The sequence below is a fragment of the Williamsia maris genome (assembly GCF_024171815.1).
Taxonomy (GTDB): Bacteria; Actinomycetota; Actinomycetes; order Mycobacteriales; family Mycobacteriaceae; genus Williamsia_A; species Williamsia_A maris.
The window spans coordinates 1,375,915-1,399,346 of sequence record NZ_JAMTCJ010000001.1 but is presented as its reverse complement, the minus strand read 5'-3'; the positions used below and the strand labels follow the sequence as shown (position 1 = coordinate 1,399,346).

25 protein-coding genes, 1 tRNA gene and 1 pseudogene are annotated in these 23,432 nt (G+C 66.9%); 13 read left to right on the top strand and 14 right to left on the bottom strand.

The features are described from left to right. Window positions 1-21: 21 nt before the first annotated feature. Genes LX13_RS06710 through LX13_RS06680 form a run of 7 tightly spaced genes read left to right on the top strand, consistent with a single transcriptional unit; the run spans window position 22 to window position 6,966 of the window. A complete protein-coding gene (locus tag LX13_RS06710) occupies window positions 22-1,011 on the top strand; it encodes an MCE family protein (RefSeq protein ID WP_253660480.1) in 990 nt (329 codons plus the stop codon). Next, window positions 1,011-2,255 carry an MCE family protein gene (locus LX13_RS06705; RefSeq protein ID WP_253660479.1) on the top strand — a complete coding sequence of 415 codons (1,245 nt, stop codon included), beginning with the start codon at window positions 1,011-1,013 and terminating at the stop codon, window positions 2,253-2,255. Before LX13_RS06710 ends, LX13_RS06705 begins: the two co-directional genes overlap by 1 nt. Then, window positions 2,252-3,403, top strand: coding sequence for an MCE family protein (locus tag LX13_RS06700; protein ID WP_253660478.1), 1,152 nt, complete (start codon window positions 2,252-2,254; stop codon window positions 3,401-3,403). Before LX13_RS06705 ends, LX13_RS06700 begins: the two co-directional genes overlap by 4 nt. 1 nt (window position 3,404) lies before the next feature. Then, entirely contained in the window at window positions 3,405-4,787 is a 1,383-nt protein-coding gene (locus LX13_RS06695) for an MCE family protein (RefSeq protein WP_253660477.1), read from the top strand. Continuing rightward, window positions 4,754-5,386 carry an Rv1363c family protein gene (locus LX13_RS06690; protein ID WP_253660476.1) on the top strand — a complete coding sequence of 211 codons (633 nt, stop codon included), beginning with the start codon at window positions 4,754-4,756 and terminating at the stop codon, window positions 5,384-5,386. Before LX13_RS06695 ends, LX13_RS06690 begins: the two co-directional genes overlap by 34 nt. Further along, complete coding sequence (locus LX13_RS06685) at window positions 5,383-6,075, top strand: Rv1363c family protein (RefSeq protein WP_253660475.1); 693 nt, start codon at window positions 5,383-5,385, stop codon at window positions 6,073-6,075. Before LX13_RS06690 ends, LX13_RS06685 begins: the two co-directional genes overlap by 4 nt. Window positions 6,076-6,129: 54 nt before the next feature. Then, entirely contained in the window at window positions 6,130-6,966 is an 837-nt protein-coding gene (locus tag LX13_RS06680; RefSeq protein ID WP_253660474.1) for a hypothetical protein, read from the top strand. Between the two features lie 311 nt (window positions 6,967-7,277). On the opposite strand, the gene LX13_RS06675 is transcribed toward LX13_RS06680, so the two are convergent. The 3 genes from LX13_RS06675 to LX13_RS06665 form a co-directional block, all read right to left on the bottom strand. Beyond that, window positions 7,278-7,496 carry a hypothetical protein gene (locus LX13_RS06675; protein WP_253660473.1) on the bottom strand — a complete coding sequence of 73 codons (219 nt, stop codon included), beginning with the start codon at window positions 7,494-7,496 and terminating at the stop codon, window positions 7,278-7,280. Between the two features lie 139 nt (window positions 7,497-7,635). Beyond that, window positions 7,636-7,709: transfer RNA gene (locus LX13_RS06670), tRNA-Pro, on the bottom strand. Window positions 7,710-7,778: 69 nt separating this feature from the next. Continuing rightward, window positions 7,779-8,369: a TetR/AcrR family transcriptional regulator gene (locus LX13_RS06665; protein ID WP_253660472.1), complete on the bottom strand. Its 591-nt coding sequence runs from the start codon at window positions 8,367-8,369 to the stop codon at window positions 7,779-7,781. Between the two features lie 96 nt (window positions 8,370-8,465). Here LX13_RS06665 and LX13_RS06660 point away from each other — a divergent pair, with 96 nt between their 5' ends. Then, window positions 8,466-9,524 (top strand): ABC transporter permease, encoded by a 1,059-nt coding sequence (locus LX13_RS06660; RefSeq protein WP_253660471.1) that lies wholly within the window; start codon window positions 8,466-8,468, stop codon window positions 9,522-9,524. 10 nt (window positions 9,525-9,534) lie between these two features. On the opposite strand, the gene LX13_RS06655 is transcribed toward LX13_RS06660, so the two are convergent. Further along, window positions 9,535-10,554, bottom strand: coding sequence for a metallophosphoesterase (locus LX13_RS06655; RefSeq protein WP_253660470.1), 1,020 nt, complete (start codon window positions 10,552-10,554; stop codon window positions 9,535-9,537). Between the two features lie 105 nt (window positions 10,555-10,659). Here LX13_RS06655 and LX13_RS06650 point away from each other — a divergent pair, with 105 nt between their 5' ends. Then, the gene (locus LX13_RS06650; protein ID WP_253660469.1) at window positions 10,660-11,136 is read left to right on the top strand and encodes a GatB/YqeY domain-containing protein; all 477 of its coding nucleotides are present in this window, start codon (window positions 10,660-10,662) and stop codon (window positions 11,134-11,136) included. Between the two features lie 9 nt (window positions 11,137-11,145). Here the strand turns inward: LX13_RS06650 and LX13_RS06645 are convergent, their stop codons facing one another. After that, window positions 11,146-13,632: a penicillin-binding protein gene (locus tag LX13_RS06645; RefSeq protein WP_372499846.1), complete on the bottom strand. Its 2,487-nt coding sequence runs from the start codon at window positions 13,630-13,632 to the stop codon at window positions 11,146-11,148. 265 nt (window positions 13,633-13,897) lie between these two features. Here LX13_RS06645 and LX13_RS06640 point away from each other — a divergent pair. Next, window positions 13,898-14,223: pseudogene (locus LX13_RS06640) on the top strand (WhiB family transcriptional regulator). Between the two features lie 10 nt (window positions 14,224-14,233). Here the strand turns inward: LX13_RS06640 and bagB are convergent. Continuing rightward, window positions 14,234-15,331 (bottom strand): ArsA family ATPase, encoded by a 1,098-nt coding sequence (bagB, locus tag LX13_RS06635; protein WP_253660468.1) that lies wholly within the window; start codon window positions 15,329-15,331, stop codon window positions 14,234-14,236. Continuing rightward, the gene (bagA, locus tag LX13_RS06630; RefSeq protein WP_253660467.1) at window positions 15,331-16,365 is read right to left on the bottom strand and encodes an ATPase BagA; all 1,035 of its coding nucleotides are present in this window, start codon (window positions 16,363-16,365) and stop codon (window positions 15,331-15,333) included. Before bagA ends, bagB begins: the two co-directional genes overlap by 1 nt. A gap of 120 nt (window positions 16,366-16,485) precedes the next feature. Here bagA and sp36 point away from each other — a divergent pair, with 120 nt between their 5' ends. After that, the gene (gene sp36, locus LX13_RS06625; protein ID WP_253660466.1) at window positions 16,486-16,650 is read left to right on the top strand and encodes a Sp36 family protein; all 165 of its coding nucleotides are present in this window, start codon (window positions 16,486-16,488) and stop codon (window positions 16,648-16,650) included. A gap of 5 nt (window positions 16,651-16,655) precedes the next feature. Beyond that, on the top strand, window positions 16,656-17,138 hold the full coding sequence (locus tag LX13_RS06620; RefSeq protein ID WP_253660465.1) for a RidA family protein: 483 nt from the start codon (window positions 16,656-16,658) through the stop codon (window positions 17,136-17,138). A 56-nt stretch (window positions 17,139-17,194) separates the two neighbouring features. Here the strand turns inward: LX13_RS06620 and LX13_RS06615 are convergent, their stop codons facing one another. Beyond that, complete coding sequence (locus LX13_RS06615) at window positions 17,195-17,821, bottom strand: DUF6461 domain-containing protein (RefSeq protein ID WP_253660464.1); 627 nt, start codon at window positions 17,819-17,821, stop codon at window positions 17,195-17,197. Window positions 17,822-17,828: 7 nt separating this feature from the next. Further along, the gene (locus LX13_RS06610; protein ID WP_253660463.1) at window positions 17,829-18,683 is read right to left on the bottom strand and encodes an MBL fold metallo-hydrolase; all 855 of its coding nucleotides are present in this window, start codon (window positions 18,681-18,683) and stop codon (window positions 17,829-17,831) included. Window positions 18,684-18,834: 151 nt separating this feature from the next. Here LX13_RS06610 and LX13_RS06605 point away from each other — a divergent pair, with 151 nt between their 5' ends. Then, window positions 18,835-19,134 (top strand): hypothetical protein, encoded by a 300-nt coding sequence (locus LX13_RS06605; RefSeq protein WP_253660462.1) that lies wholly within the window; start codon window positions 18,835-18,837, stop codon window positions 19,132-19,134. A 73-nt stretch (window positions 19,135-19,207) separates the two neighbouring features. Here the strand turns inward: LX13_RS06605 and LX13_RS06600 are convergent, their stop codons facing one another. The 5 genes from LX13_RS06600 to LX13_RS23410 are packed head-to-tail and all read right to left on the bottom strand — an operon-like array spanning window position 19,208 to window position 23,399. Beyond that, window positions 19,208-20,080: a Gfo/Idh/MocA family protein gene (locus LX13_RS06600; protein ID WP_253660461.1), complete on the bottom strand. Its 873-nt coding sequence runs from the start codon at window positions 20,078-20,080 to the stop codon at window positions 19,208-19,210. Window positions 20,081-20,106: 26 nt separating this feature from the next. Continuing rightward, window positions 20,107-20,403 (bottom strand): type VII secretion target, encoded by a 297-nt coding sequence (locus tag LX13_RS06595; protein WP_253660460.1) that lies wholly within the window; start codon window positions 20,401-20,403, stop codon window positions 20,107-20,109. A gap of 10 nt (window positions 20,404-20,413) precedes the next feature. Next, window positions 20,414-20,989, bottom strand: a complete 576-nt coding sequence (locus LX13_RS06590) for a hypothetical protein (RefSeq protein WP_253660459.1) — start codon at window positions 20,987-20,989, stop codon at window positions 20,414-20,416. Continuing rightward, window positions 20,986-21,582, bottom strand: coding sequence for a hypothetical protein (locus tag LX13_RS06585; protein ID WP_253660458.1), 597 nt, complete (start codon window positions 21,580-21,582; stop codon window positions 20,986-20,988). Before LX13_RS06585 ends, LX13_RS06590 begins: the two co-directional genes overlap by 4 nt. Beyond that, window positions 21,579-23,399 (bottom strand): alpha/beta hydrolase, encoded by a 1,821-nt coding sequence (locus LX13_RS23410; RefSeq protein WP_253660457.1) that lies wholly within the window; start codon window positions 23,397-23,399, stop codon window positions 21,579-21,581. The genes LX13_RS06585 and LX13_RS23410 overlap by 4 nt, the downstream gene beginning before the upstream one ends. Window positions 23,400-23,432 lie beyond the last annotated feature (33 nt).

The following is a 23,432-nucleotide window of genomic DNA, read 5'->3' as shown; positions in this document are numbered from 1 at the left end:
GAGCTACCCAGCTTTCGCGAGATGCCCCGAACACGAGTCGCTTTCATCGGGATCACGATCACCGTGCTGGCCGTGGTCATCGCGCTGTTCTACGACAAGATCCCCGGGGTCACCGGCGGTGACACCTACCGTGCCGAGTTCGCCGAGGTCGGCAATCTCCGCGGGGGAGACCCTGTGGAGATCTCGGGTTCCCAGGTCGGCAAGGTCGGATCGATTCGTCTGACGGGGAACAAGGTCACCGTCGCCTTCACCATCGACGCCGCGGTCGATCTCGGAGACGGCACCCGGGCGGCCATCGTCACCACCTCGGCCCTGGGACAACGCGCCCTACGGATCAGCCCCGCGGGCACCGGGACCCTGAGCACCTCCACACCGATTCCGCTGACCCGGACCACACCGCCCTACTCACTTCCCGACGCCCTCAACGACGCCAGCCAAACGCTCAACCGCACCGACCCCGATCAACTCAATGCGGCACTGCGGTCATTGAGTGAGGTCGCCAAGGAATCGGCGCCTGCCCTGAGCGGTGCACTCGACGGCGTGACCCGCCTCTCGCGGACCATCGGCTCACGCAACGACCAGCTTCGCGAACTATTGGACAAGACCCAGGACACCACCGCGATCCTGGCCGACCGCAGCAAGCAACTCAACACCCTGACCCTCGACGCCAACAAGCTGCTCGGTGAACTACAAACACGCAGCGGCGAGCTCGAGCGCCTCATCGTCGGAATCAGGTTCGTTTCGCAACAGCTCACCGGCGTGATCCGCGAGAACCGTGCGCAACTGACGCCTGCACTCACACAGCTGGACGGCATCCTGTCAGTACTCAAGAAGCGGAAGACCGACATCAACTCGGCGCTCACCGGCTTGCGCACCTACTCGACCGGTCTCGGCGAATCCATCTCCAGTGGCCCGTTCTTCCTCGCCTACGTCGGCAACTTCATTCCCGTGCAGTACATCCAGCCCCTGGTCGACGAACTCGTCAAGCAGGCCCCGAAAGCAGGCAACTGATGCGCCGATCGATCATCATCGCCGCTGCCGTCACCACCGTCGTGGTCCTGGTCGCCGGGATCACGCTGTGGTGGACGACAGACGACCCGTCCGGCCACACCGTAGACGCCGAGTTCACCTCAACCACCGGCGTCTACGCCGGCGACCCGGTCACCGTGCTCGGGGTACCCGTCGGCACGATCTCCTCGATCACCCCGGGACCGAGTGGCGTCAAGGTCGTCCTCTCGGTCGACAACGGCGTACGTCTCCCCGCCGACGTCGACGCCGCGATCATCAGCCAAAGCCTGGTCGCCGGCAGGTCCGTGCAACTGACACCCGCATACACCGACGGACCGCAACTCACCGACAACGCGGTGATCCCGTTGTCGCACACCGTCGTCCCGATGGAATGGGACGACGTGAAGAAGGCGCTCTACACCACGACCAAGGCGCTGAGCCCCCAGAGTCCGGGTGATCCCGGCGCCGCCGCTGAGCTCGTCGGGTCGACGTCTGATGCACTCAACGGCCGCGCCGAGCAGGTCAACGGCACCATCACCTCCCTGTCCACCGCCCTGTCGGTCCTCTCCGACGGCCGTGACGACATCTTCGCCACGGTCCGCAACCTCGCCGTGTTCACCTCGGCACTCTCGGCGAGCAGTCAACAGATCGGAGACCTGCAGCAACGGCTGGCGACCACCGCGAGTGTCCTGGGATCCAACCGCGACGACGTCAGCGCGGCAATCACGTCCCTGGACACGGTGCTCGGCGACGTTCAACGCTTCGTCACCGACAACACCGGCATCCTCACCGACAATGTCCGAACGGCCACCGATGTCACGGCCAACCTCGCCGCCCAACGCGCGACGATCGAGGGAGTTCTGCACCAGGCCCCCACCCAGATCGCCAACTTCTACAACCTGTACCACCCCGGACTGGGCGATCTTGTCGGGTCTCTGTCGGTGTCGAACCTGGAAAACCCCATCGCCACCGTGTGCGGCGCAATCGCCGGAGCGGGCAAGCAGACATCGGCCCGCGGGGGCCAGCTGTGCGCCCAATACCTCGGCCCGTACCTGAACATGCTCAAGACCTCGTACCCGGATCTGGCGATCAACCCCCTGCGCACCACGTTCGCCGACCCCGGCCAACAGATCCCCAGCGTCCCCGGTGTTCTCGACAGCGTTCCCGGCCTCGACGGCACCGCACCACCCTCGGTCAGCGTGCCCGACCGGCTCGCGTCGCTGCTGCTACCCAAGGCGACGAAATGAGCCGGCGCCGGCGTCTGTCGGGCACCGTCCTGATCATAGGCGTCGCAACCACTTTCGCCCTCTCGTCGTGCAGCTGGGACGGAGTGAACTCGCTACCTCTGCCCGGTGGTCAAGGTGGAGGGGCGGGTGCCTACGAGGTGGCGATCGAGATGCCCGACGTCAGCACCATCACCCAGAATTCGCCGGTCATGGTCGATGACGTAACTGTCGGACGGATCAAGTCGATTTCCCTGTCCGGGTGGCACGCCCGCGTCACCGTCTCGCTCAATCGCGATGTGGTTCTGCCCGCCAACGCGGTGGCCGCGGTCGGGCAGACCAGTCTGCTCGGGTCGCAACACATCGAGTTGGCGCCACCGACCGACGATGCTCCGGCAGGTCGTCTCGCGGCCGGTGCGGTCATCCCGTTGGAGCGGGCGACGAGCTACCCGACCACCGAACAGACACTGACCGCGCTGTCGGTGATTCTGAACGACGGCGGACTGGCGCGGGTCGGGGAGATCGTGCATGGCGCCAACGATGCGCTGGCCGGGCGTCCGGACGGAGCTCGCGGACTGCTCACCGAACTCGAGAAGGTCACCGGAACCCTGGCGCAGCGCCGCGAGACGATCGTGACCGCCTTGCGTGGCCTTGACCGACTCTCCACCACCGTCCGCGAGCAGAACACCGAGCTGGCCGACGCAATCGACACCGTGCAGCCCGCTCTCGGAGTGTTGTCGGCCCGCCGCATCCAATTGTCGAAGGTGCTCGGGTCGCTCGACAGGTTCAGCGAGCAGGCCACCCTGGTCGTGAACACCAGCGGAGACAACCTGCGCACCAACGTGAGCAATCTCAGGCCGGCGTTGAAGGGCCTCGCCGACTCCGGGGATTCGCTGAGCAGATCCCTCGATCTGGCGTTCACGTTGCCGTTCCCGCTGAGCAAGGTCGACCAGGTCGTTCGAGGCGACTACGCAAACCTCTTCCTGATCCTCGACTTCTCCGTCCCCCGTCTGCGCGAGGGGATGCTGCGCGGCACCCCGCTGGGCAACACCCTCGCCGGCCCCGGCGGGGTGCTCGGCCGATCACCAGGAACCGCCGGCGACACATCGAACCCGATTACCGCCCCCGTCACCGGCGCACCCACGGCCACAGCACCGCCGAGAGGTCGCTGACATGCGGCGCATCATCAAGATCCAACTGAGCATCCTCAGTACCATCTCGATTGTCTCGATCACCGTGATGGCCGTCGTCTACCTTCAGATCCCGCAGACCGTGGGCATCGGCACGATGACCATGACGGCCCACATGCCCTCTGCCGGAGGCGTGTACGAACGTGCGAACGTGACCTACCGTGGTGCGACCGTCGGCATCGTGACGACGATCGGACTCGACGACTCCGGCGTCGTTGCGAAATTGCGAGTCGACGACAACGTCCGGATTCCGCGCGCCGGACTCCGCGTCGACGTACACAGCATGTCCGCCATCGGAGAGCAGTACATCGACCTCGTCCCCACCACGACGTCCCGTCCCTACCTTCGCGACGGCGACAACCTCCCCGCCACCTCGGTCACCATCCCCACCCAGGTCGGCCCCCTGCTCACCCAGGCCAACGACCTGCTCGCATCGATTCCCCAGGGCAAACTGCGCAGCCTCATCGGCACCAGTTTCACCAGCCTTGTCGGGACCGAGGACGACCTGGCGTCCCTCGTCGATTCCATTCGATCCATCGCCGACACCGCCAACGATCACACCGGTGACATCGAGACCACAATCCGCAAACTCACCGCGATCGTTCAACCGCTCGCCGACAACCGCGCACCGATCGCGGAATGGGCCCGTCAACTCGCCTCGTTCACGGGTGTGGTCAAAGACCGCGACGCCAACGTCCGCTCCATCCTCGACCAGACACCCGCAACCACCGCCAACGCCCAACAACTGCTCGACGGCATCAGTCCCTCGATTCCTCTGCTGCTGGCCAACCTCATCAGCGTCGGACAGGTCGGTGTCACCTACAACCCGGGACTCGAGCAGATCCTGGTGTTGCTCCCGCCTCTGCTCGCGGCATTGCAAACCACCTTGAACCGCGGTGCGAAAGACGGCGCCGCGACTGCGGACTTCGTGTCTCAGATCGGCGCCCCGCCTGCGTGCACAACCGGTTACATGCCTGCGTCCGAACGGCGCTCACCGGACCAGGTGTCGGTCATCCCCACCCCGCCGGACCAGTACTGCAAGATCCCGCAGGACGCACCCATCTACGCCCGCGGCGCGCGAAACCTTCCGTGTATGGAGTTCCCCGGCCGCCGCGCGCCCACACCCGAACTGTGTCGAGATCCCAACGGCTACCAACCCAAGGGGCCACTTCCCTCCAGCATCGACGGATCCGGACAACCCGACAAGCAGGGACTGGCCTCGGCGATCGCACCCGCCGACTACGACCCCAGCAGCGGCAAGTACGTCGGACCCGACGGATCCGTCTATCGCAGCGCACTTCTCACCCCCACCGATCAGAACGGAGGCGACTCATGGCATCAGTTGATGACGACACAACAGAACTGACCCAACCCGTTGCCGAGACGTCAAGCGAACCAGCGAAACCGGGAGCCACCGCCGTCGCGGCGCCCGCCGCCGACGACGAGCCGGCCACCGACACGGACGCCCCCCGCTCGCGGGCGCGAACCGCCGCCGGGGTCACCACCGCTCTGGTGTGCGTCGGCGCCGCCATAGCCGGATCGGTCTTCCTCGGCATCGGTCTGCATGACCGATCGCAGATCGACGCCACCGACTCGCTGCGCGCCGCCTACATCGACGCCGGGCGCGCCGGCATCACAGCGCTGACCACCATCAGCGCCACCTCGGCCGACAAAGACGTGAAGACGCTGCTCGCACGCTCGAGCGGTGACTTCAAAGCCGACTTCGGGGGCCGATCGACCTCCTACACACAGGTCGTCAAAGAAGCAGGCGTGACATCCACCGGCCGCATCGTCTCGGTCGGGGTCGAGCGGTTCGACGACAAGACCGCCACGCTGCTCATCGCCGCACACGCCGACATCAAGAACCAGGGGTCACCGCAACCCGAAGCCCGTGACTACCGCTTCCGCGTCACCGTCACCAACGGGGCACCGCCCACATTGTCGAAAGTCGACTTCGTCTTATGAGCACACTGCGTCTAGGCCGCCTGGGCACCATCGAGCTCAGCCGCCCGCACCCGACGACACCCGCAGACACTGATCCCGACGTGGCTCCGCCTCCGACCGTCGACGAGAAGCCCGACACCGCAGAGGAACCCGACGGCGACGATGGCGGCATCGGCGCTGAGTCAGATGGCCCCGATGACGGGGTGCACCGCCGACGCCGCTGGAGATCCCCCAGGGTGCGCATCGCCGCAGCCGCAGTACTGGTCGTTCTCGCGGTCACAACGACGATCACCGGCGTCATCGTGCGAAACGACAACCGAGACCAGCGTGCACTCCAGAACTCGGCCGCGGCACAACAGGCAGTCGCCACCACCGTCGTCTCGATGCTCTCCTACGACTATGCCGACGCCGAGAACCAACTTCCCACTGCCGAAAAGGGTTTGACCGACAACTTCCGCCCCGACTACACCAATCTGATCAACAACACGATCATCCCGGGCGCCAAGCAAAAGCAAGTCGTCACCCGCGTCAGCGTCGTCGGTAATTCAGTGGTGAGCCGACAGCGCGATCGCGTGACGATGCTGCTGTTCCTCAACCAGGTGACCACCACCGCCACCGAACCCAAACCCGCGACCACCGGGAGCCGAGTCGAGGTGACCGCGCTGCAGGTCGACGGTCGTTGGCTCGTTGACAAACTCACTCCCCTTTAGCGCGAACGACGCTCATTCCCTGAACAAATCCGACAACAGACAGGACCAATGCACGTGAGCTACACCTTCACAGAACACAACCTGACGCTTCCCATGACCGGACGTCGAAAAGCCATCTTCGTGTGGGCGGGCATGTATGCCAATTTGAACGTGCTCGCGTGGATACTGATCGGGTTCGATCTGATTCCTGTGCAGCCGACCTCCGACGTCATCGCGTTGGTGGTCATCCTGCCGACGCTATTCCTGCCGTTCATCGCGCTCCTGGACAATCCCGGCGAGAATCGGACCCGATTGCAGCGGGGCGCCGAGATGGTGTTCCTCTTCTTCGGGATGTCCGTCGCGATCGAGTGCTTCTGGGAGATCTCCTGGGTGGTGCTGAACTTCACCGGCACCATTCACGGTGCGACGGCCGACGACCACTGGCTGTGGTTGTGGTGGATGTATGGGCGCGCCGACACCCGCTACCTGACCAACGACGCAGCGTCCATGGCCATCGAGATCTGTGCCGCGTCCTGTGGTCCGATCGGACTGTTCGGCATCTACCTGCTGCGCTCCGGGCGTCGGATCGCCGGCAACTGGATCGCGATCCTTTACCTCTGGGCTATGACGTTTGCGAACCTGATCTTCATCGCACACGTCTGGTACCGCGGCTGGGAAGACATCCAAGGTGGCTGGTTCGGTTTCTGGATCGTCTTCATCGGCTGGAACCTTCCGTGGCTCATCGCACCGCCGTTCTATGTCATCCCCGCCGCGATCCGTGAACTCAAGTATCTGTACGAACTCAACCTCGCGAAGGAAATGAAAGCCAAGGGCCTCGACGTCGTATTCGAACAGATCCCGGCGGAACCCGCGGAACCGATGTCGGCCGAACCGAAACGCGTCACGACCTGACCCGGGGTGGACGACCTGAGACGGCTCGACGCGCGCGTCGGAGGGTTCACTGTCGTCCGACCGCGGCGGGCTGAACGTCCTGGCCGAAGGCCTCTCCTGCGGGTCCGAAGGCACGCATTCTCCCGCACTGGGCCACGGTGTCCCAGGCCACCTCGATCGAGGTGGCGATGCGGTCCCTTAGTGCGAGACGCAGCGTCCTGTCTGCGGCGGCGCTGGATGAATCATCGAAGCGGTTCGCGCGAAGTTGCCGTAAGTTCTCGGACGCGTTGTATGCCACTGTCTCCACCGCGATCCAGTACCTCTGCGGTGCGTCACGCTGCTGCGGGTCGTCCAAGGCGGTCAGCCCGAGTGCGAGATTTTTTGAGCTTGTCGAGGCCGATGGACAACACGGTCAGTAGCGGATACTGGATGTTGTCGATCAGCGCATCGGTGCGGAGTGCACGAAGCCCGTACGCCAACAGATTTCGGGTCGAATCGATTTCGGCAATGAACGCCAGTTGCTGCCGCTCGTCCAGACCCTCAATTCCCACGCGCCCGATAGTAGCTAGCGGACAAGAGAGATCGCGGCCGTGCGGTGCGGACTGGAACCCAATTCGGAAGACGCCGGAAACGAGGAAGCCCCGACCGGGTTTCCCTGGTCAGGGCCTCTTCTGTGTCTCAACCAACACGTCGGGGTGGCGGGATTCGAACCCACGACCTCTTCGTCCCGAACGAAGCACGCTACCAAGCTGCGCCACACCCCGTGGCTTCCATCCGCATCGCACTCTCTCGCGGACAGCCTCGATCAGCCTACATCCACACCGCAATCGGTATTAAATCGGCTGGTCAGAGCCGCTGGCGATCAGCGTGACGAGGGGGCAGAACACCGTGGTGGCGATGTCGTGGATGGCGTCGGCGGTGAGATCGCCGTTGACCAGGAACTCGTAGCGCGCCAGATCGAACGGCAGCGAGCGGACTCGTTCCGGTAGCGGCGCCGGCCCGATCTCGCCGCGCGCGCGGGCCCGGTCGAGGATCGCGTCACTGAGCGCGACGCCTTTGATCTGCAGGATGCGCAGGGTTCCGGTTCCCGGGGATGCGGCGGCGTCGGCGAGGACCCCCAGTGCGATGGACCGCCCCATGGATTCGAGCCGGTTGAGGACGAGCTGCAGCGTGGCCTCGACATCGCCTGCGAGAGAACCGGTGTCGGCCGCCTGGATGACGTCGTCGCTCGCGCTGGTCAGCGCGGCCACCACCATGTCGAGGCGGTTGGGCCACCGACGGTAGAGCACGGGCTTGCTGGTCTGGGCACGCCGGGCGACGCCTTCGAAGGTGAGTCCGACATATCCGTGGTCGACCAGTTCGCCGAACACGGCCCGGTAGATGGCGTCGTCGAGTTCGGGGCCACGGCGTCGTGTGGATGTCATTCCGTCCCCACAGGTTGATAAGAAACGTTGCGTATCTCGCAGAAGCAATCTAGCATTCGGAGCATAAGAAACTATCCGTATCTAAAAGGAGGCACCATGGCCGACTCTCCCGCCCGTCAGCCGCTCCGCCAGGTGGCAGTCGTGCTCGGCCTGACCGCGGCACTCTCGCTGCTGCTCCTGGCCTTCGCGCTTCCCGGCGTGCACTCGAAGCCGCACGATCTGCGGTTCGGCGTGGTCGCGGCCCCGACGACGTCGCAACAACTCGCCCGGTCGCTCGACACCCGGCAGCCCGGCGCTTTCGACGTCTCGTACCCTGCGTCGGCCGCCGCAGCGCGATCGCAGATCGAATCCCGAGACCTCGACGGCGCCCTCATCGTCGACCGGACGGGCATCACGACGATGGTCACGACCGCGGGCAGCACGTCGGTCGCCACCCTCATCGAGGGCGTCGGCACGCGGATCGCGTCCTCGCAGAACACGACCAGCACGACCGTTGACGTCCGCGGCTTCGGCGGCGGTGACCCCCGCGGCGCCGGTCTCGCGGCCGGGGCCCTGCCACTCGCGCTCGGAGGATGGATCGGGGCGTTGGTGATGATGATGGTGCTGCGGAATCCGCGGACTCTCGTCGTGTCGACGCTCGCGTTCGCGGTCGTCGGTGGCCTCGCCCTCACCACGATCCTGCGGTTCGTCCTGGGTACCTTCGACGGTCAGTTCTGGCCGGCGGCGGGCGCGGCGATGTTGGGCATCGCGGCAACGGCTTTCGGCGTCATCGGACTCCGCACCCTGCTCGGCGCAGCCGGCCTCGGCATCGCCGGACTCGCACTGATCGTGCTCGGGAACCCGCTGTCGGGACTGACCAGCTCGCCCAGCCTGCTCCCGCAGCCGTGGGGCGCGATCGGTCAGTACCTGCCGCCGGGCGCGACCGGGACGCTGCTGCGCAACGTCGTGTTCTTCGACGGCCACGCCACGGGTCACGCGACGCTGGTGTTGCTCGCGTGGCTGATCGTCGGAGCCGCGTTCTACGTGATCGCGATCCGTCGCGGACGCAGCACGCTGGACACCGCTGAAGAGCTCCTCGACGAGGAGTGGGGTATCACCGAGACGCACGTGCCGGCGCACGCACGCGATGGGCACGTGCCGCAGCACGCACGCTGATCGACGAGCGTCAGTGGCGCTGGCCCGCGGTCAGCGGCGGCAACGACTGCTCCTCGTCGTACTCGGCGTCGCCGTGCGACACCGGGGTGAGCGTGAGCAGAGTTGCCTCCGGGCGGCAGTAGAACCGGTACGGCGCGTAGGGCGAGGTGCCCAGTCCGGCGCTGACATGCAGTTTCATCGTCGAGCCCCAGTTCGACGGGCCCTTGACCCGCGACCGGTCGATCTCGCAGTTGGTCACCAGCGCGCCGAACCCGGGAACGCACAGCTGACCACCGTGAGTGTGCCCGGCCATCACCAGGTCGTAACCGTCGGCGGCGAACTTGTCGAGCACGCGGGGCTCCGGCGAGTGCGTCAGCCCCAGCCGCAGATGGGCCAGGGGATTGGGGCGCCCCTCCACGGTCTCGTAGCGGTCGCGACCCAGGTGCGGATCGTCGACGCCGGCGGCGGCCACCCGCACGCCTGCGACCTCGAGCTCGCGGACGGTGTGGGTCGCGTCGAGCCAGCCGCGCTCGGTGAACGCCGCGCGCAGGTCCTGCCACGGCAGCGGCTCACCGTGGACGCGCTTGTGGTTCTTGTTGAAGTACTTCAACGGGTTCTTCGGGGTCGGGCCGAAGTAGTCGTTGGAACCGAAGATGAACAGACCCGGCCGCGACAACAACCCGCCGAGCGACTGGATCACCGACGGGACAGCGTTCGGGTGGGCGAGGTTGTCGCCGGTGTTGACGACGAGGTCGGGCTCCAACGACTCCAGCTCGGAGACCCATGCCTGCTTGAGGCGCTGGCCGGGCAGCATGTGCAGGTCACTGATGTGCAGCACCCGCAGCGTGCCGGCGCCGGGCTCGAGCACCGACATCGTCTTGTGGCGCAGCGTGAAGGCGTTGCGCTCGATGAGGGTCGCGTAGGCGACCCCCGCCACGGCGGCACCGGCAGACGCCGCGGCGACACGCGCCACGGTCGCTTGCGGGGTACCCGCGGGGCGGCGAGATCCGGCCAGTGCGTCACGGATTCGCTTGATGTCGACGTCAGCCATCTGGTCAGGATACCGATGGCCGACCCGGTGGGTACCCGAAGTACCAGCGGACTCGGCAAAGAAAATGGTGCGGGGACATCCGCGGACGGGCACTACCGTGGCCTCATGACCGACGACTCAGCTCTCAAAGCCCGCATCCGCACCGACCTGACCGCAGCGATGAAGGCCCGCGACACCGAGACCGTCGCCACCCTGCGCATGGTCGTCGCCGCGATCGGGGCCGAGGAGGTCTCCGGGTCGGCGGCTCACACGCTGAGCGACGAGCAGGTCACCTCGCTGCTGATGCGGGAGAACAAGAAGCGGGCCGAGTCCGCGTCGATCTTCGACGAGAACAACCGCAGCGAGCTCGCCGACAAGGAGCGCGCCGAGGCGGCCATCATCTCCCGCTACCTGCCCGCGCCCCTCGACGACGCCGGTGTGGACGCGCTGGTCGCCGACGCGATCGCGCAGGTCACCGCCGATCTGGGTGAGCCGCCCGCGATGAAGCAGATGGGTCAGGTCATGAAGATCGTGACCGAGCGTGCCGCAGGCGGAGCGGACGGCAAGCGTCTGTCGACAGCCGTCCGCTCGGCGCTGCAGTAGCCCTACCGGTCAGGGTGACCCGGGGATGACGATCGGTCCGATACCGGGGAGCTGAATGGTCGTCGGCGGGAGACGCGGCAGGTTGCGCTCCGGCGTCGCCACCCGCCCCTGACCGTCACTGACGTAGATCGTGATCGTCGTGCCGGGGACCGCCGTTCCGGACGGGCTGGTCGACACCACGGTGCCCGCCGACTGCGGACTGGTCGTGGTGGACTGCTCGACCTTGAAGCCGTTCTCCTGCAGACGCGCGGTCGCCGAACTTGCGGACAGGCCGGTCACGTCGGGGACCCGACCGTTCTGGCTGCCCTCGACGTACTTCGGGTCGGTCGGCGGCAACGAGGTGGGACCGAACTTGTTGGCCACCGGCAGGATCGCGTTGTACCAGGTCCGCGCCGGTTCGAAACCGCCGTACAGGTCGCCGCCGTAGCACTGGCGCAGCGGCGAGGAGCAGATGTCCTCGGGGCTCGTGGTGTCGCCGTAGATGTAGGTGGCACCGGCGAAGTTGTTGGTGAAGCCGAGGAACGCCGAGGAGCGGTGCGCCTCGGTGGTGCCGGTCTTACCCGCCAACGGCAGGTTCCATCCGGCCGACGACGCTGCACCGGCCGACGTTCCGCCGCCACGGTCGTCGGCGGACATCGCGTTGGCCAACGTGTCGGCCAGACCCGGCTCCACCACCTGCTCGCAGGCGGGTGGGGTGAACGCCACCGCGGTGACCTCGGGCTCGCCGTTGGTGCCGATCACCGTGTTGCCGTTGCGATCCCGCTTCTTCTGCGTGATCGACTTGATCGGGTTGGGCGGGCACCAGGTGCCGTGCGACGCCAGGGTGGCCGCGACGTTCGACAGCTCGAGCGGATTGATCGCGTTGGGGCCCAACGTGAACGAACCGAAGTTGCCCTGCTTGACGTAGTCGGCCAGGCTCAGATCGCCCTGGCCCGACGTGCCCGGCTGCGCGTAGGAACGCATACCGAGTTTGACGGCCATGTCGACCGCGGACGGCACGCCGACCTCGTTGAGGAGCTTGACGAATGCGGTGTTGGGAGACTGCGCAAGGGCGTTCGTGATGGACATGGTCCGCGGGTACTTGCCGTCGTTCTTGACGCAGTAGGTGTTCTCCGGGCACCCGTTGACGCCACCGCTCGAGCCCATCCCCTTGGCCTGGTAGGTCGTCGGGACGTCAAGGGACGCCGACGAACCGAGTCCCTTCTGCATCGCCGCGGCGACCGTGAAGATCTTGAAGATCGACCCGGCGCCGTCGCCGACCATCGAATACGGCTGCGGCTGCACGGTCTGATCCCGCCGCTGATCGAGCCCGTAGTCGCGGCTCGAGGTCATCGCGAGGAGGTCGTGGCTCGTGCTTCCGGGCTTGATCACGTTCATCACGTTGGCGATTCCGGTCAGCTGCGGGCTGGCGACGGCCTGCACGGCGCTCTTCGTCGACGCCTGGACCTGGGGGTCGAGGGTCGTGCGGATCGTGTAGCCACCGCGCAGCACCGCGTCGCGGTTGAGTCCGTTCTCGGCCAGGAACTGCAGCGCGTAGTCGCAGAAGAACCCGTTGTCTCCGGCCGAGATGCAGCCCTGTGGCAGCGACTGCGGCTGTGGCAGCACGCCGAGCGGCTTGGACTTGTCGGCCGCGAACTCCGCGGCGCGGTTCGGGAAGTTGGCGATCATCGTGTCCAGCACGAGGTTTCGACGATCGGTGACGCCCGAGACGTTGGTGTAGGGGTTGAGCGCCGAACTGGACTGCACCATGCCGGCCAACATCGCCGACTGCGGGACGTCGAGATCCTTGGCGGACTTGTTGAAGTAGGTGCGGGCCGCGGACTCGATGCCGTAGGCGCCGTTGCCGAACGGCACGATGTTCAGGTAGCGGGTGACGATCTCCTTCTTCGCCTCCTGCTTTGCCGCGGCCTTGTCGATGTTCTTGTCGCGCATGATCTGATCGGTGAGCGTCTGCTCCAGCGTCAGTGCCATGCGCACCTCGCGGAGCTTGCGCGCCGGGGTGGTGGCGATGGCGGCCTCGCGGTCGGCCTCGGTCCGCGCCAGCACCAACAGCTGATAGTTCTTGATGTACTGCTGATCGAGCGTCGACGCGCCCTGCTGGACCTCGCCCGACGACGAGTTCTTCAGGAACGCGCGGATGGTGCCCTTCCAGTCCACGCCGTCGTGCTCGAGGAAGCGCTTGTCCTCGATCGAGATGATCGCCCGGATCATGTCCGGGGAGATGTCGTCGTAGTCCACCTGGATGCGCCGCTGGTCGTACAGGTAGGCCATGGGCTTACCCGTCGAGTCGGTCATCGTCGTGACCTCCGGGACCGTGCCGTCGAGCAACTCGGACGACGAGTTCTCGACGGTGGTCGCGGCCTTGTTCGTCAGGAGCCCGAACCCTCCGGCCGCGGGGAACAACAGGGCGGCCACGAGGACGCCGGCGAGCGCGCAACAGGCGAGCAGGACCCAGAGGGCCCTCGATCGCGGGGTGCGGTGGGTTTGATCGGACACGGAACTCAGGATACGGGTCCGATCTGAGAGACCGGGTCAACCATCGGTGACGACTCACGAACGGATGGCGCCGCGGACCCCGTACCTCGAACCCGACGAATCGGATTCCGACGGCGGTCCCACTTTCCCCGGGACCCCGACTTGACGATCGATCATCGCAAAACCTAGATTGTTGTACAGAATGTGACTCACGTAACATTTGGTCACGAAAGTGGCGGGGCTTGCCCTCAAGAACGACGCACAGCGGCAGACAGGGGTTCGGCACATGGCGAACGCGGCAGTGACACACGGCGAGACAACCGGTGAGACCGACACCCGATTGGCGTGGGTGGCCCAGGCACGATGCCGCGGGGTGACCCGGATGAGCTGTTCGTCCGCGGCGCGGCCCAGCGCAAGGCGGCCACCATCTGCCGGCACTGCCCGGTACAGCTCGAATGTGGCGCCGACGCCCTCGACAACCGGGTCGAGTTCGGCGTCTGGGGCGGTATGACCGAGCGTCAGCGGCGCGCGCTGCTGCGCCAGCACCCCGAGGTCACCTCGTGGGGCGAGTTCTTCGAGAGCCAGCGCCGTCGGCACGCCGACGCCGTCTGAACTCTGCTCTCTAGCTCTTCTGACCGACGATCTGTTCGGCCACCGCGCGCAGCGCGGTCATGTCGGCCACCTCGAACGGCAGCGACGGCACCCCGATGATCGGGACGGCCGGATGCGACGCGGTGAACCTCTGCAGCAGATGGAGTTCGCGTCGACCGGTCGTCGTCCGCTCGGCGTGAATCGTCAACACGGCCCGCGTCAGCTCGTCGTCCACCGAATCCAGAGCGGTCCGCGCGGCATCTGCGGTGATCGACGTCAGATTCGGATGCGTCCGGTTCAGCAGTAGTCCCGCCAGCGGCATCTGTTCCTCGGAGAGCCGGTCGACGAAGAACGCGGCCTCGCGCAGCGCGTCCGGCTCGGCCGAGGCCACCACCACGAACTGCGTGCCAGGCCGCTTGAGCAGGTTGTAGGTCGTCGTGGCGCGTTCCTGGAACCCGCCGAACATCGCGTCGAGCGACTGCACGAACGTCGAGACGTCCCGCAGCGTGTCACCGCCGACGATCGTCGAGACGCCACGCATCGCGAGGCCCACCACCCCGGTGACGACACGTCCGACCCCGCGCCCGCCGCCCATCAGCAGCTTCATCAACCGACCGCTCATGAACGAACCCAGCCGGGCCGGCGCATCCAGGAAATCGAGCGCGTTCCGTGACGGCGGGGTGTCGACGACGACGAGATCCCACTTGTCCTCGGCGAGGAGCTGCCCCAACTTCTCCATCGCCATGTACTCCTGCGTCCCGGAGAACGACGTCGCCACGGTTTGGTAGAACGAGTTGTTCATGATGGCCTCGGCGCGTTCGGGCGTCGAGTACTGCGTCACCATCTCGTCGAAGGTCCGACGCATGTCGAGCATCATCGCGTCGAGCGACCCGGGCCCGTCGATCTCCACCGGCTGGGGCGCGTTGGTCAGCTCGGTCATCCCGAGTGACTGCGCGAGCCGCTTGGCCGGGTCGATGGTCAACACCACCACCCGTCTGCCCCGCTCGGCGGCGCGCACGGCCATCGCCGCGGCGGTCGTCGTCTTGCCGACGCCACCCGCGCCGCAGCAGATCACCACCTTGGTCTGCTCGTCGGCGAGGACCTCGCCCATCTTCAGCACGGCAACCATCACGCACCCGCCCGTTCCAAGAGGGCGGAGATCTCATAGACCCCGCCGAGGTCGACCCCGTCGTCGTACGACGGGATCTCGATGGTGGAGACGTCCACCTCGTCGAGTTCGGCCTTGGCCACCTGCTGCGCCTGGACCCGCGACGCGTGCTCGATCGTCTCGGTCAGCAGTCCCTGCAGGTCGGCGTCGGACACCGTCATCCCGGCCGACGACAGGTGTTCGGCGATCGTGGCGGCGTCGATGACGCCCTCGGCCGCGTCGTCGACCGCGGCCTCGCTCAGATGCGGTGGCGCGACCCGGTTGATGATCAGCGCACCCACCCGCATCTTCTTGTCCCGCAGATCGGTGACGGCCTCGATGGTCTCCTGGATCGGCATCGCCTCGAGCAGCGTCACCAGGTGGACGACCGTGAGCTCCGAGTGCAACAGCTTCACCACGCCGTCGCTCTGGTTACGGATGGGGCCGGTCTTGGTCAGATCCGACATCGCCGAGGTGACGTCGAGGAAGTTGCCGATGCGGCCCGTCGGCGGCGCGTCGACGACGACCGCGTCGTACACCTGCGCGCCGGCCTTGTCGGTGCGGACGACGCACTCCTTGATCTTGCCGGTGAGCAGCACGTCACGGAGGCCGGGGGCGACCGTGGTCACGAAGTCGATGGCACCGATGCGGCGCATCGCGCGACCGGCGAACCCGAGGTTGTAGAACATGTCGAGGTATTCGAGCAGCGCGTGCTCGATGTCGATGGCCAGCGCACTGACCTGACCGCCGCCCTGCGCGGTGGCGACCCTGGTCTCCGTCGGCGGCAGCGGCGGGATGTCGAAGAGCTGCGCGATGCCCTGACGGCCCTCGCATTCGATGAGCAGGACCTTCTTGCCCTCGCCGGCCAACGTCAGAGCGAGCGCCGCGGCGACCGTGGTCTTGCCGGTTCCGCCCTTGCCCGAGACGAAATGCAGACGCGCGGTTCGCGCGGAGTCGGGCCAGCCGGCAGGCGCGAGGCCGGCGCCCGGTAGATCGGAAAGCGGTTGTGATGACACCTGTCGACTGTATCGGCGAGCGCACCGCGAACCCCCGCGATCGGCGTAGCGAGGTGAGTGACGTCGATGACCTTTCGCCGGGGCCTCGATGTGTCCGTCACACCCCGATAGGGTGAGCCCATGAGTGAACTGACTGCGTGGGAATACGCCACCGTGCCGCTGCTGACCCACGCCACCAAGCAAATCCTCGACACCTGGGGGGTCGATGGATGGGAGTTGGTCAGCGTCCTGCCCGGCCCCACCGGTGAGCAGCACGTCGCCTACCTCAAGCGCGCGAAGGGCTGATCGCGATGTCCGATGCGCAGCAGTCGTGGACGCAGCGACTGGCCGATCTCGGAATCGAACTGCCCAAGGTGGTCGCACCGCTCGGGGTCTACTACCCGGCGGTGCGCAGCGGCAACATGGTCTACACCTCGGGCCAGCTCCCGATGGTCGACGGTGAGCTGACGTTCCACGGCAAGGTCTCCGAGGGCGCCGAAGGCGTCATCAAACCCGAGCAGGCCCATGAGGCCGCACGCCTGTGCGCGCTGAACGCGCTGGCCGCGGTCAACGGTCTGGTGGGCATCGACTCGCTCGTCCGTGTCGTCAAGCTCGTCGGATTCGTCGCCTCCGCACCCGGTTTCACCGGGCAACCCGCCGTGATCAACGGCGCGTCCGACCTCGTCGGTGAGATCTTCGGCGAGGCCGGGCATCACGCACGGTCGGCGGTAGGCGTCGCCGAGTTGCCGCTGGGTTCGCCCGTCGAGGTCGAGATGATCGTCGAGGTCGGCTGAACGTCGGTCCGTTGATCGGCGGCCGCGAACGACCGGCGCGCGTTCGCGGCCCGTCGCTAGGGGGCCGGGGTGGCCCAACCCTGGTAGGTGGAGTCCCGTAGCAGTTCTTTCGTCACACGGACTCCGGTGACCCACTCGCACAACGCAAGTGATCCCTCGATCGTATGCAGTGAGTCCCAATCGGGGTCCGGGAGATCGTCGGGCTCTCCGTCGAACAACCAGAAGCCGCCGATCTCCTCGGTTGCCGCGATGAGCGCGCGGGGGATCTCCGGGTCGTCACGCCCGATGGCTTGTGCCGGTTCGAAGTCGGCCCGCAGTTCCCCGTTCGAGTACCACCTGAACCCCGACACCCCATGGCCGCCGTAGTAGTAGCTGGCCACGTCACGCCCCATGGACACGGGCCCCATGACGTCGAGCTCCTGTCCCATGTACCCGTTGGGCTCGAAGAGGACGACCGCGTCACCTACTTGCAGAAGTCCGACCAGGTGCATGTCCCGCTGCTCCATCATGCGGTCGTCCAGGTCATCGTGCGACGCCGAGAAGCTCTCGTGCTCCGACGGGAGCAGTCCGATGATCTCGTCGACCGTGATCTTGGTGGCGACGGAAAGGCAGCAGACGGCGAGTTCCACACCCACATCGGCGTCGTCCACCCACGCGTACTCGGTCCAGTGGGGTGCGGTCATCGCCGGCTCAGACCTCCTGCAGATAGGTCAGCTGGGCCTTGACCGACATTCGCGCGGCGGGCCACAGCTTCTTGTCGACGTCGGAGTAGACCCTCTTGACGATCTTCATCGGCTTTGCCTGTGCCGCAGTCAGGTTCAGGTCGGCGAGGGCGGCGCGGATCTGGTCGATCCGTTCCTCACGATGGGTCTTGTAGAAGCGGGCCACCGGGATCAGGTCTGCGTGGTCGGGACCGTGACCGGGCAGCAGTGCGCACCCCTCACCCTCGACGATCAACCGGTTGAGTGAGTTCATGTAGTCGCGGAGTCCGCCGTCGGACGGGTCGAGAACGGTTGTGCCGCTTCCCAGGATGGTGTCGCCGGTGCACATCGCGCGCCCGATGACACGAGCCGGCTCGACCCCGGAGGTGTTGGCCGGGTCGCCCTTCGCCAGGTGCTCGACGAGGAAGCTGACCGAGTCCGCGGTGTGACCCGGCGTGCGCAACACCGTGATCCGCAGTCCGGCGGCGACGATCACCTCGCGGTCGGTGAGCGGATCGGCGTCTCGGCAGAACTTCGCGGTCAGCGCCCGCACAGGGGACCCGGTGAGCGCGTGGAACTTCTTGATGCCGTCGGTGTGGTCGGCGTGGCGGTGGGTGATAAGCGTCAGCACCACGCGACCCTGCTCGGCCACCGTCCGCAGATGCTTCTTGTGTCCCTTGGGCCCCGGGTCGACGACGACGCAATCGGCGTGCCCGGGTGCACGCAGAACCCAGGTGTTGGTGCCATCGAGTTCCATCATCCCCGGGTTGTTGCAGAGCACGACGGATGCGAACGGGGTGACCGTGCGCAGCGTCTCGTACGCGGGATGCTTCGGTGCAGTCATGGTCCACACGCTACCGTCGCGGCCGCCGCGCTGACAGGGATCTGGCAGCTCGCAGCCACGCTGCTGACAGCTCGGACTCCTAGTTTTCTCCTCAGCGGAAGCGTATTTCGCTGCCGGGGTTCTCGTACCGGCCGGAGAAACAGGAGTAGACGTGAACATCAAGAAGGTTGCCACCTCGACCATGGCCGCAGGGTTCGTCGGAGCCGCACTGCTGGGGCTGGGCGTCAGCGCAGGCACCGCGTCCGCCGCACCGCAGCAGGGGCATTCGTTCCAGACCCAACCCCGCGCACAGCAGCCGCAGCAGCAGCGTCAGATCACCATCTCCCGGCCCGACTACCGGCCCTTCACCTACCGCGGCCACCGGGTGACCCCGCGTTACGACGCCGCGCACCGCGCGTGGGGCTTCACCTACGACCGCACGTTCGTGCACGTCGTACTCGCGCGTCGCTGACGCACGAGGTGCACGCAGCGCCGGCGATGGTCTCTCCCGACCGTCGCCGGCGCTGCCTCGTCGGCTACCCGACCTATGTGACGCGGCTCTGGACCTCGCCGATGATCCGCTGGATGTGCAGTCCACGGGCGGCGTCCAGTGGATGGTCGGTCGATGTCGCGATGGCCGTACGGAATTCGTCGACGAGAGTCGTGAAGCACTCGACCGAGCCTGTCGTGCGGTCGGTGAGGGTCACGACCCCGTCGTGACCGTGCACCGAGAACTCGGTGACGGTGGGTTGAGCCGGGACGCGAAGCGACAGTTGCGCCGTCGAGGTCGCACCGTCGGCGTGTCCGAGGGTGAGGTGCCACAGATCGTCGGCGGCGATGAGTCGAGCGTCGATCACCTCGGTGATCGGACCCAGCGCAGCGTCGAGCAGATCGATGACGTGCGGGCCGACGTCGAGCAGCGCGCCGCCGTCCCGACGCCACTGCGACGACGAATAGCGGCCGCCGAGAAGAGCGCCCGAGATCCATCGACCCAGACCGCCTGCGTACTCACCCGCCTGCGCCGCGGCCACGAACGCGCGGGTCTCCGGTGCGTACCGGCGGGTGAACGTGACGATGGACCGCACGTCGGCGGCGTGCACGGCGGCGACGATCGCCTCCGCGGCCTCGACCGTGTCGGCGATGGGCTTGTCGAGGATCACGTGCTTACCGGCCTGGGCAGCCGTGACCGCCAGGGGTGCCTGTACCTCCGGCGGCACCGCGAACGACACCGCGTCGCACCCGTCGAACATGGCCTCGACGCTGTCGAAGCGGGGCACCGGCAGGTCCTCGGCTGCCTCCGGTCGCCGGGTCCACACACCGACCAGCTCGACGCCGGGATGTGCCGACAGCGCGGGGATGTGGGTCTCGCGGGCCCACGGGCCGGCACCGATCACGGCCACACGCAGGGGAGCAGTCATGTCGCCGACCCTACTGTCGCCGGTCGTCACCGCGATGGCGCCACCGACTTCTGGACCTGCCGCATCCTCTCCGCGGCCTCCTCGTCGGTCATCGCGTAGTTCGCGGCCGCGGTGTCGAGGATCTGCTGTGTCGTCGCCGCTTCCGCGGCGAGTTGCGCGAGGTCGCGTCCCCACGAGTCGGCGAACGCGGTGACGGCGCCGCGGACCGTCGGGGCCCAGTCGCCGCTGGAGTCGCCGACTGTTCTCGCGGTCTCGGTCAGCGCCGAGTGGCATTCGTCCCACCGTGTCGCGATCGCGTTCACACGTGGTCTGTCGATCTGCATGGTCAGGTTCCTATCGACCGTCTGAGGTCAGCGACAGCTGGGTCGGGAGTTCGGTCAGGGCATCGAGCGTGGTGCTCTCGTCGACGTCGAGATCCGTGGAGAGTGTGATCGACACCCCGGTCCCGCTCGAGTCGACGACGAGGTCGTGGTCACCGCGGCGCGCGCGGACGACGGTGGGAGTCGACGCGTCGTCGTCCGGGAGGAACCCCCGCACGAGCAACCGGTCCAGCGCGGTGGCGACCGCGGCCGATACCGCGGACGGCGAGTGCGCGGTGACCTCGGCACGGAGGTGCCCGGAGGTGTCGACGTACCGGACGCCCACCACGGTCGGCGGATCGGGCAGCCAGGCGTGCGCCCACAGTTCGCCGAGCACGGCGGCGAGCTCCGATGTCTGGACCCACGCCGCGTGCGCACCGGCTGACGTCGCACCCGACTCCGGATCCGGAATCGACCCGCCCGCCTCGGCTGTCGGTGGGGGACCGGCGTGGTGCACCCGGACGTAGTGGATCCGCGAGTCGCCGAGCACCTGCTGTGTCTGGCGCAGCAGTGCGTCGACGAAGGCGGCATCGTCGTCGCCCGCGGTCATCGCCGCCACTCCTGACGGAGAAAACCGGTCACGTTCTTCGTCGCCTCGGCGCGCCCCTGCGTCCCTGCGTCCCGTAGGAAGTAGCAGGGACTGTCCACGTTCACGCCCAGGGACTCGCCGCCGGGAACCTCCACCGTGTAGATGCCGCGCGTGCCCTTCTCGTCGTCGTCGGAGTTCCAGGTGACACCGACATCGCCTGTCAGGGTGCGGATTTCGGGGGTGAAGACGGGTCGAGATGTGGTCACGAACACCGTGGCGTGGTAGTAGATGCCGTTGTAGGTGGGCTCGAACAGGTCTTCCTGCTTGGCCGTGCACACCGACCAGGCTTCGTAGGACCTGTCCCGGTCCACGTCCCGGCCGTCGGACGTGATCCGGTCCACGAGCTCGACGGTGAGGGTGTGAGCCCCGTTTCGGACCTCGGTGGCCTGCGCTGCGGTCAGCGGGTCGTCCTTCCCGACCTTCTCGGTCGAGTTCGGCAACGGTGCGTCGTCCTTGCTGGAGGTGAAGATCGCGCTCGCCACCACAACCAGGACAGCGACCACCACCGCGACGATCACGATCGTTCGTCTGCGTGGCAGGTGCTGATTCATCATTTGCCGTCCTCCCGGGACTCCACTGCTGGATCCTGCTGTGTGACGGCACCTTCGAGGACGTCCAACGGACTCCGTCGGTTCTCGTGGGAGATGTCGTCCCCGTGCCCGGCGACGATCTTGCCGAGATTCTTCAGCGACTCGGTCCCTTCCTGGTAGTAGCTGTTGTGGTTGCCGATGAGCGCGGTCGTGTCGCCGCCCTCGGCGCGGAACCGCTCCGCGCCGTACGCCGTGGTGGCAGGGTCGGATCCCAGGCCGCTCATCCCGAACGCGTTGACGCTGTTCGGACTCCCGAGGTGTCCGACGAAGTCGTTCGCGGCCGAACCGACGTAGACGTTCTCTGCTCCGATGCCGAACTCCTCTGCGTCGGTGACGCCGCCGGTACCGGGTGACCCCAGCAGCGTGACGGTGTCGACGTCGGCGGACAGTCGACCGTCGTCGCCGGCCCACCCGACCGTCGGTGTGCCGTAGCTGTGACCGATGAGACTCAGGTTGAGATGGTCGGACGCTCCGGATCCCTGGCCGAGCCCCGCCTGGTCGCGAGCGGCGGTGAACCCCTGGATGTCGGCGGCGAGCAGGTTGCCGCCATCTCGTGCGGCACCCGGTGCGGCGACGGCTCCCATGTCGGCTCCACTGGGTGCGTCGTACCCGATCCACGCCACCGACGCCAACGAGGTCGAGCCGTTGGGGAGCCTGGACGCCTGATCGTGGAGAGTGCCGGCGGAACCGACGTTGGCTTCGATCGAGGAGATGTCGGTGGTCATCCCGGGAACGTTCCAGGCGACGTCGCGCGCGGTGTCCAGATCGCCGATCGACACGATGGCCTTGCCGTCCCCGCCGAACGCGTTCGCGTCGTAGCCGTACAACTGGATCGGCACGCCGGGTCGGTCCTCCTGCGTCGTCGTGATCGTCGACTTCACCGATCGGGCGTTGCGCAACGTCTTCTCCGCGTCGACGTAACGCCTGGGATCGGCGAGGGCGCCGCCCGCGATCACGGCGTCGGACTGGGCGATGTCCCGGTCGAGATTCTGCAGGTTCGCGTCGTTGCGCACCGACGCCGGTAGGCCCTGGCCGTTACCGAGGTACTCGGGGAACTCCTGCATCGCTGCTTCCTGCTCGGCCGGGTTCAACGCGGCCCACCACTGCGCTCGCTGCTCGGGGCTGAGATCGTCGATGTCCTCCGGATGCGCTCCGCGACCGACCTTGTCGAGCCCTGACCGGACGAGAGTCGACGGGTCGTACCCACTCGCCGCCATCGTTGCGCCCGAGGCCGCCACACCCGTGTAGGAACCGAGTGCGGAGACGAACGACCGCTCGTTGGACTCGGTGGCGCTCGCCAATCGTTGGTTCTCGTCGGTGACGGTCTGCACCTCGCGCTGGAGATCGGAGGAGCGCGACTGCAGGACGGCGAGTGTCTCGGCGGGGATGTCCTTGCCCTCCCACGAGCGGACCTCGTCGGCGAACACGGAGATCGCCTGGGCCAGGGAACCTCTCCGCTCATCCAGATCCTGACGTGTCCTCTTCAGATCGACCAGTGCGTCGCCGTAGGCGCGCATCGCCTTGGCGCCACGGGTGAGTCCGGTGTAGGCCGTGGACGTCTCGGAGGCGAACGGGGCGATCGCGCCGCGGTATGCCGACGCTCCGAGGCCTGACCACGTTCCTCCGCCGTCACCGACACCGGAGACGGCAGAACCGGTGGCGAAATCCTGTTGCCCCTCGGTCGCGCTCGCCGCACTGGTCAAGCGCGCGGCCATGGCCTCGGCTGCCCCCGGATCCCCCTCGACCTTCACCGTCTCCGGCGGCGGCGAGGGAATCGTCACCGTCGCCACCGCAGTCCCACCCCTGCTGTGTCG